The sequence below is a fragment of the Moorena sp. genome (assembly GCF_982860115.1).
On the sequence record NZ_CEYLVT010000262.1, the window covers coordinates 1 to 9,545 of the forward strand.

A 9,545-nucleotide genomic window follows, 5' to 3' on the forward strand; every position below is an offset into this window, starting at 1 on the left:
GGGGGCCAGCTCAATACCCATTTGTTTGAATCCACAGCAGTTATTGAGTATTTACAGTCCATTCACTATACTTTTCCATATATTAATTTAGATTGAAATATCGAAAAATCTATTCATACTCTTGCGTAATTCTTGTTCAAATTCTTCTTTAACAAATTTTTCAAAAGTAGCTTTATCTTCAAAGTTTAAATTCTGCTCTTTCATTTTCATAGAAATCCAACGCTCGATAAACTCGATTTGTCTTCTTGCTTGCTCTTTAGCTTTCTTAGGAGGATTTCTCTTAATGTTGTTTTCTTCTATCTCCCTTTCCGTACTTTGTGAATCTTGAGCTACTCTCTCCATTGCTTTGACGGCTCCTTTTTGAGATGGTGGGAATAAACCACCAGCCCCATAATTCTTGTCGTCGTTACTCCCTTGTGCATTAAATGCTTTTTCAAAGCTCATTTCTCCTTTACCAATCATTTCCACAAGCATTGGAGAAAATACTGTTGCTCCATCACCTCGTGAGCCTTCAACATGAAAGATAAGTCGGTTTAATTGAGCAAAATGCTTTGTATACTTTGCAAGGGATGTTGGAACCTTTTTACCTCTAGCCATATTCCAGATAGAAATAGCAATTAATCCTTCTCTCTTTTGTTTATTTTTATTTTTCCAATGTGGATCTTGAGCTAAATCGTTGTGTATTGCATCCAAATTATTCCTGATAGCAGCATATGTAGAACCTGGGTGTGAGAGCCTGACGAAGTTTGTTCCAAGACCAATTGACTTGCGGGTATGCAATTCACTAGTTATATGATTGCCTACTTGGAAGTATTCTGATTTATGCTGCTTACGGTTTGGCACATATTTTCTTAAATCTATGATTGCACCCAAATTTCCGGCTCCAGATTCGGTAACTAAAGGCTCAGCTTTGTCGTTTCCAATATCTTGCTCCCTTTGCAGTGCTAAAGCTTGGGCAGACTTTTGAGCTTCAGGACTATTTAGCATTTCCTCTCCAACCTTATGCACTATCCTAATAATTTCGCGCTGTGTAGGAGTAAAAGTTTTCAGAACATTGGCTTTAGGATTTACCTGCGCAACGATTTTAAAATGGTTAGAGCCTTCTTTCTCTAGAGAGAGCTTTTTCAAGCGATATTTAACCCGCCATATCGCCAACTTTGCTCGTAGTTGAATGGTAGGGACACCCTTCTTCAACATTCTAGTAATCTTAGGCTGAAGTTCTCTTACAGCTCGATCAAGCTTCTCCTGATTTGCATTATTTTTGTCCTTGTCTTTCTTTTCCTTATTATCCTTCCTATTCCTACCTTTCTTCCCCTTACCCCCCTTCCTCATACTCTTCGCCAAACCCTTCAGCTTACTCGCCACCTTCTGGGCTGCCTTCGCAATCTTGACAATGATGAAGTTAGTAATAAACTCCAGCAAAACAATCGCCGCCGAAGCTAACAAAGCCCCAAATTGTGGCCCTGCATTCCCAGTTTTCACTGCCTTCAAGAAAGTCATAAACCGTCCAAAGGCTTGAATAATTTGACTAACGGTACCCCAAGCAGCTTGTAACCCCTGGATAACTACTAATACTGCCCCTGCTGCGGGTACAATCATGGAAACCAGGCGTTCGAGCAACACACCCATAATAATAATGGGTAGTGACTCCTTAACCGCAGTCCAAGCCATCTTGCCAATTTCTGCTATGGAGATACCGCCCTCAGTCAAAACCTTCCACACCGCAGTACCTAGACCTAGAACCGCCTCTAACTTTTGATTAAACCAAACTTGAACCTGTTCCTGAAAGGCAGCCCAAAGATGATTTTTGATACCATCGGAGATAGCAGCACCCAGGTTACTAATCCATTCACCAGGATTAGCAGCAATATCTTTTGCTAGGACAGCAAATGCTCCCAATGCCTTGGCCACACCTTCGCCAAACTTAATTGCCCCCAGGACAACGCCCTCGTAAAGGCTGACTACCCCTAGCATTCCCTGCTCCAAGATACCAAGGGCAGCATCCAGCCCTTTACCAAGCAAATCTAGTCCTTTCTGAATACCATCATTCAAGTCTTGCGCCAGCTTATTAACTGCCGATTCTGCCTGCTGGACTCGTTTTTGAATAGAATTTCGCCATTTCTGTTGCAAACTTGGCCACTGTGACAAAAGTTTGTCCCCAATGGCAATCAGGGCATTGCCCACACGCCGAATCGTTGCTACAATCGCCTGACGAACTTTCTCAATTGCCTTAGCTGCTAGCTTCTTCGCTGTTTCAATTGCTCTGCGCATGGCAGCACGGGCAGCCTCAAAAGCTTTTTTAATTGCGTTCTTGATGCGGTTAAAGAATGCCTTAGCTTTACTCGCTAACCAGCCAAAGACACCACTGGATTCTTCCTCACCTTTTTTGCGCTCAGCAGCAGCTTGCTCTTCTCCTTTTTTGCGTTCTTTTTCGGCGTTTTGCTCACCTTTTTCAATTTCTTTTTGGGCTTGGGTCTCACCTTCTAGTTTGTTGGTGTCGATTTCCTTGATTCCCTCATCTACCAAGTTGTTGGCTTGGGTGTCAGATTCCTGAATCTTTGATTCCTGTTCCTTACTCCATTCTCCCCGCAGTTGCTGCACTTCAGCCTGGGCTTTACTTTTTTCTTGGGCTTGAAGCTGAGCATTATTCAGCTTAAGCTGTTCCATATCCTGATGGGATTTGGCTTTTTCCTCGGCAACCTTAGCAGTATGTTCTTGCTTACGAGCAGCTAAATCCCCTTGTGCTTTCGCTGCTGCTGCTTGAATTTCCCCACCTTTCTCTTGCTGCGCCAAAACTGAAATAGCCTCAAGCATTTCCTCATTGCCACCTTCAGCAGTAATTCCTTTCGCAGCACCACCTGGATTAGCTCCCGCACCAGTAGCAATTTGAGCCTTGAGGGTTTGCTGTGGTAGGGTATGCTCAATGGCGTTTTCACCCATGGGCTGTGCCAGTGCTTGCTGCCCTTGGGCTTGGGTTTCGGCAATGCTTTTTTCTAGTGCAGCTTTCTGTTCCTCAGCCCTTTGAGGATCTGCATTACCCATCAATTCTAATTGGGGAGGGGTACCGGCAGGAATTTCCCTGGCACCGGGATCTTGAACAGGCATTTGACTAATAGAAGCCTGCATCTTCTCCACGTCAGATTCAGAAAGTTCCCCTTGTTCATTCCCTTGCACCGCAGGTGAAGGGGTTTGTACTTGAGGTGAGATTGTTTCAGCAGGAAGGGGCTGAGGTTCAGTAACTGGCTGGTTTTCCCCTTCGGGCTTTTTCTCTACAGCCTTGGGGTTATCATCTGGAGCAACTTTTGACACCTCGGACGCGGGTAATTTTGCTCCCATGGGTGTTTCCCAAGTGGGTGGGTTGGTAGCTAGTGCTTCTCTGTGTTTACCAACAGTGGTGCTAACTGCAGCAGATACGCCCCCTAAAGCAGATTGCAATTTGACTGGAGGTAAGTTAATGATTGCTGCCAATGCTGCTGAGGGATCGGTTTGGGAAACATCTGGGGTTTCGAGTTGGGGTTTTTCAAGCTCTTGGGTTTTCTGATTTTGCTCTCCTGCAATGTCTTCCTCTCGGGCTGGAGTCTTGGCTTTTTCTGGCTTTTTTAGAGTTACTGATTGATTTGACCTTTTGTTACGGCTAGGTATGTTAATTTTATTGGGCTTTAACTGCTGCTTTGGTTCTATCGGTGGCTGTTTTTGCTCTTTATTTTGAAGTTGATTCTCTGGTTTAATCTTCTCAAGGTTGTCTGTTTCTCTCTGGGGAAGAGTTTGAGAGGGTTTCGCCGGTTCATTTGACCTCTCATTTGCCTTGAGTTGTAGCTTGTTTCGCTTCCTCTTAATTCCCCCGGTCTGCTGGATCGTATGGGTCAACTCATGGGCCGTCAAACTATTCTTACCAGGAGACTTCCCCGCACCATAGAAAATATCCCTACCATGGGTAAAGGCTTGGGCTCCCAACTCCTTATTCATCTGTACGGCACTAGAGTCAGTATGCACCCTCACCCCACTAAAGTTAGCCCCAAATCTGGGTTCCATGAAAGCACGGGTAGATGCTGGCAGAGGTTGACCGGTACCCCGTCGGGATTGGATTTTGGTTTCTAAATTAGGGGATACTTGTGGGGTTTGACCAGGATTTGCTTTAGTTTGAATTTCTTCTTCCTGGGATTGTAACTGTAGCGCTATCGGCTTAGTTTGAATTTCCTCTTCCTGGGATTGTAACTGTAGCCCTATCGGCTTAGTTTGTATTTCTTCTTCGTCCGATTGTAACTGTAGGGCTATGGGCTTAGTTTGTATTTCCTCTTCCTCGGATTGTAACTGTAGGGCTATGGGCTTAGTTTGTATTTCCTCCTCCTCGGATTGTAACTGTAGCCCTATCGGTTTAGTTTGTATTTCCTCTTCCTCGGATTGTAACTGTAGCGCTATCGGCTTAGTTTGTATTTCCTCTTCCTCGGATTGTAACTGTAGCGCTATCGGCTTAGTTTGAATCTCCTCTTCCTCGGATTGTAACTGTAGCGCTATCGGCTTAGTTTGAACCTCCTCTTCCTCCATGGAATTTTGCACTGGTGGTGCTGACATCCGCATTACTTGGGCTGCAACACTGTCTGCCTCCTTCTCGTACACATCATCTGGTTCCCCCACTTGCATTTTTGTCTGGATCAGACGATTGACGGCTTGGTTACCCAGTTTTCGTTGGAGTTGCAGCATCGGGTGAACCGGACTATGGGTAGCCAAGGGGGTTGGCTTGGCTTGAACGGTTTTTCCCTTTGGGGTTGTTTGGTTGTTTTTGGTTTGGCTTGCCCGTTGATATCCCATATGGTTCACCTTTTTCTTGGGTATTACTGCTAATATCCTTGCTTGATCATAACGTCTTTAAGCTTTAAAGTATTAGCTTGAATTTTCTTGATCAGGAAAATCTGAGTCAGGAACAGCGATAGGAAAATCTACTCGCATTTCTACAAATTTCCCCTTTCTAACCCTGAAATTCTAAATTCTAGACCCAAAATTAGCCCTTCTAGACGTTCGACCTGAGAAGCTTGATTCACTGCATTCCTAGTCTCATCATCCAATTTATCCATACTAATACTGTTATCAGCAATTTTTTGATTGGTCACGGAGTTATCGGCTAATTTCGCATTACCGACAGAACCGTTTTGAATCTTGGCAGCGTTGACCGCATCATTGGCAATTTTGGCATTGGTCACGGAGTTATTAGCTAATTCCGCATTACCTACAGAACCATCCCCTTCAAACTTAGTGGCCTTGACAGTTCCAGCCACCTCTAATTTTTCACTAGGATTATTTGTGCCAATGCCTACATTGCCGTTTGGCTGTAACCTCATTATTTCTTGTTCATCTGCAGCACCACCGGTCGCCGCAAAAATGAATCTGAATACATCATTGGTATTATCTCCCCATGCCAGTACAGAATCTTTGCGATCTGCCCCTTCATCTTTCAATCCTAGAAATACATTGTCACTATTCCAAGCAACTTGTAGTCCTGTTGTCATCCAGGGGCGATTACCACCTCCTAATCCATCTCCAACTTGCAAAAGGGATTGTGGATTTGTTGTCCCAATGCCGACATTGCCAGCATTATAGTAAATCCTGTTACTACTACCATCAGACCACTTTGTGCCACCAGCGCTAATACCAGTTAAACCAGAACCATCCCCTTCAAACTTAGTGGCCTTGACAGTTCCATCCACCTCTAATTTTTCACTAGGATTATTTGTGCCAATGCCAACGTTGCCTTTGACTATCAAATCATTCTTTCCTGGATTGGCATAAGCATAAGTGTCAGAAACTAAAATTCCTCCTGCTTTTAATCCTGATGCACTGCTATTATCGGGAGAATTTATCAGCTGAAGATATCTATTTAACTGGGATTCTCCTGTCCCCGTATATAAGATAGGACTTACACCTGCTTCTAGGGTGAGATGTCCTCTAACATCTAACTTTGTTTCTGGATTATTTGTCCCAATGCCGACATTCCCAGCGTTATAGTAAATCTTGTTACTACTACCATCAGACCACTTTCCAGCACTAATACCAGTTAAAGCCGAACCATCCCCTTCAAAGTTAGTGGCCTTGACAGTTCCAGCCACCTCTAATTTTTCACTAGGATTTGATGTACCAATACCCACATTGCCGTTGGTTCCACGAATCACAATACCCAAAGAGCTAGGATTGGCATTAAGTCGAATACTGCTATCATCCTCGCTCGGCTCGATGAACACACCTAATTGATCCACCCCCATCCTGGCGTTTTTATTGACCTGTGGATTACTAATTTTGAGTGCATCATTACTGCCAGGTGAGTAAATATGGAGTTTGGCGCTAGGATTTGATGTCCCAATACCGACATTACCATCCACTGTCAGAGCACCAGTGGTATGTAAAGCATCATCCACCCTCAGTGCCCCAGATGAATCCCCTGAGCGAATTACCCCTGCAATTGTCACTTGATCATTATCCGCATCCCCCAAGGACACATTCCCTTTTACTTCCAGCAAACCATTCACTGTCAGGGAACCATCGATGGTTGAGTCTCCTGCCCCCTCAAATTTAGTGGCCTTAACAGTTCCAGCCACCTCTAATTTTTCACTAGGATTATTTGTGCCAATACCGACATTGCCGTTTGGCTGTAACCTCATTATTTCTTGACCATCTGCAGCACCACCGGTCGCCGCAAAAATGAATCTGAATGCATCATTGGTATTATCTCCCCATGCCAGTACAGAATCTTTGCGATCTGCCCCTTGATCTTTCAATCCTAGAAATAGATGGTCAGTATCCCAAGCAACTTGTAGTCCTGTTGTCATCCAGGGGCGATTACCACCTCCTAATCCATCTCCAACTTGCAAAAGGGATTGTGGATTATTTGTCCCAATACCCACATTGCCATTGGGGTCAATCGTCATACGGTGTTGATAGTTAGTAGCAAAGGTTAATGGGTGGTTCGATTCCGTTCCAATTACGCCTCTGGCTCCATTCCAATCATCATGACTAAAAACACTGGTTACTACCCCACCACCAGACCTGACATTTAACCGAGCATGCTGTGAACCTAAGATGTCTAAAACTTTGTGCCAACCCTGAGGATTATGAATAGAGGTTGTGCCAATGCCTACATTGCCATCCACTGTCAGGGAACCAAAAGCAGAATCATCCCCCTCAAACCTAGTGGCCTTAACAGTTCCAGCCACCTCTAATTTTTCACTAGGATTCGTTGTCCCAATGCCTACATTACCATTTCCTTTAATAACAAGGGCAGTTTCTTCAACTCCATCGTTACCCGTATTAACAAAAGCAATTCCTCCATCAGGGTTAGGGTCATTCCCATCGGTTTTTTCAATCACTAAAGCATCTTGATTAGTCCCAAAGAAATTGTTGTCGTACCTGAGTCGAAAACCATCTCCACTAGGTGTACCGGATTCATTAGTACTATGAAAAATCTGAGTTCCTGTAGTCGCTAATTTTAAAGCCCCAGATACTTCTAAAGTGCTAGCCAGCACACCACCCACCGTTAAGTTATTTTCTATGGTAAGGGAACCTGTTACCCGATCGGTCACACTTAATTGAGCAGTAGCGATCGCATCCCTAACACTGAGATTCCCATCCACTGTCAGAGCACCAGTGGTATGCAAAGCATCATCCACCCTCAGCGCCCCAGATGAATGCCCTGAGCGAATTACCCCTGTAACTTTCACTTCATCATTATCCGCATCCCCCAAGGACACATTCCCTTTTACTTCCAGCAAACCATTCACTGTCAGGGAACCATCGATGGTTGAGTCTCCTGCCCCCTCAAATTTAGTGGCCTTAACAGTTCCAGCCACCTCTAATTTTTCACTAGGATTATTTGTGCCAATACCGACATTGCCGTTTGGCTGTAACCTCATTATTTCTTGACCATCTGCAGCACCACCGGTCGCCGCAAAAATGAATCTGAATGCATCATTGGTATTATCTCCCCATGCCAGTACAGAATCTTTGCGATCTGCCCCTTGATCTTTCAATCCTAGAAATAGATGGTCAGTATCCCAAGCAACTTGTAGTCCTGTTGTCATCCAGGGGCGATTACCACCTCCTAATCCATCTCCAACTTGCAAAAGGGATTGTGGATTATTTGTCCCAATACCCACATTGCCATTGGGGTCAATCGTCATACGGTGTTGATAGTTAGTAGCAAAGGTTAATGGGTGGTTCGATTCCGTTCCAATTACGCCTCTGGCTCCATTCCAATCATCATGACTAAAAACACTGGTTACTACCCCACCACCAGACCTGACATTTAACCGAGCATGCTGTGAACCTAAGATGTCTAAAACTTTGTGCCAACCCTGAGGATTATGAATAGAGGTTGTGCCAATGCCTACATTGCCATCCACTGTCAGAGCACCAGTGGTATGTAACGCATCATCCACCCTCAGCGCCCCAGATGAATGCTCTGAGCGAATTACCCCTGCAATTATCACTTGATCATTATCACCATTCCCCAAGGACACATTCCCAGGCATATGCTCGGTATCACGGGCAATCACATCCCCCTGTACTTCCAGGTTTCCAGCAACGGTTAGGGAACCATCGATGGTTGAGTCTCCTGTCAGGTTTAAGTTGGTGGCCTTAACAGTTCCAGCCACCTCTAATTTTTCACTAGGATTATTTGTCCCAATACCTACATTGCTGTTTCCTTTAATAACAAGGGCAGTTTCTACAACTCCATCGTCACCCGTATTAACAAAAGCAATCCCTCCATCAGGATTAGGGTGATTAAGATCTCTTTGTTCAATCACTAAAGCATCTTGATTAGCCCCAAAGAAATTGTAGTCGTATCTGACTCGAAAAGCATCTGCAGTAGATAACTTAGCACCAGCAAGCTTGCGTACAGAATTATCCACTGCACTAATCTTACCGTCGTTGTCTAGGGTCACCCGTGCCAACAGAATCTCTTTATCATCCCTAGGGTCACTATCAGCATTTTTTAAATCTACATTACCGTCTTGGAGATTGTCTTGACTTGTGTTACTCCCGTAAATGACAAACTTGGGACGTTCAGTGGTGCGAGTGTATTTGATCTCGCTACCTACTCGGTAACCCTTGTCCTTAATTTCCCGATACATGACGGTAATTTCAATAGTTGTCTTGAGTGGTAATCCATCTAAGTTAATCGTGTTAATTGTGTCCGGTACTGTACAATTGGGTAAAACAATAATTTCTTGACCATCTTTATCAATGGCCATACCCTTACTAACGGCAATTTTTTTATCCCCGGCTCTGGTTACTTCTAATCCTTCCACCACACCCCATTCATGGAGTAAACGATTGTGACGCAGGCGCATGTCACGATGGTAGGCTTGCTCATCCTTAAAATCTTCTTCTACTAGAAACTGGGAAGTAAAGTAATTGGGACGTTGAATATTTTTCATCATGGTTATTATAGTAGTTTGAAATTGGGTCTGGGAAAAATTATTGGTTTTAGGGAGCAGGGAATAGGGAATAGGGAACAGGGAATAGGGAATAGGGAGCAGGGAGCAGGGAGCAGGGAG

2 protein-coding genes are annotated in these 9,545 nt (G+C 44.3%); both read right to left on the minus strand.

Translation table 11 applies throughout. The features are described from left to right. Positions 1-87 precede the first annotated feature (87 nt). Positions 88-4,809, minus strand: coding sequence for an eCIS core domain-containing protein (locus tag AC4II3_RS28405; protein ID WP_490722974.1), 4,722 nt, complete (start codon positions 4,807-4,809; stop codon positions 88-90). A gap of 140 nt (positions 4,810-4,949) precedes the next feature. Further along, positions 4,950-9,428, minus strand: a complete 4,479-nt coding sequence (locus tag AC4II3_RS28410; RefSeq protein WP_490722975.1) for a hypothetical protein — start codon at positions 9,426-9,428, stop codon at positions 4,950-4,952. Between the last annotated feature and the right edge of the window lie 117 nt (positions 9,429-9,545).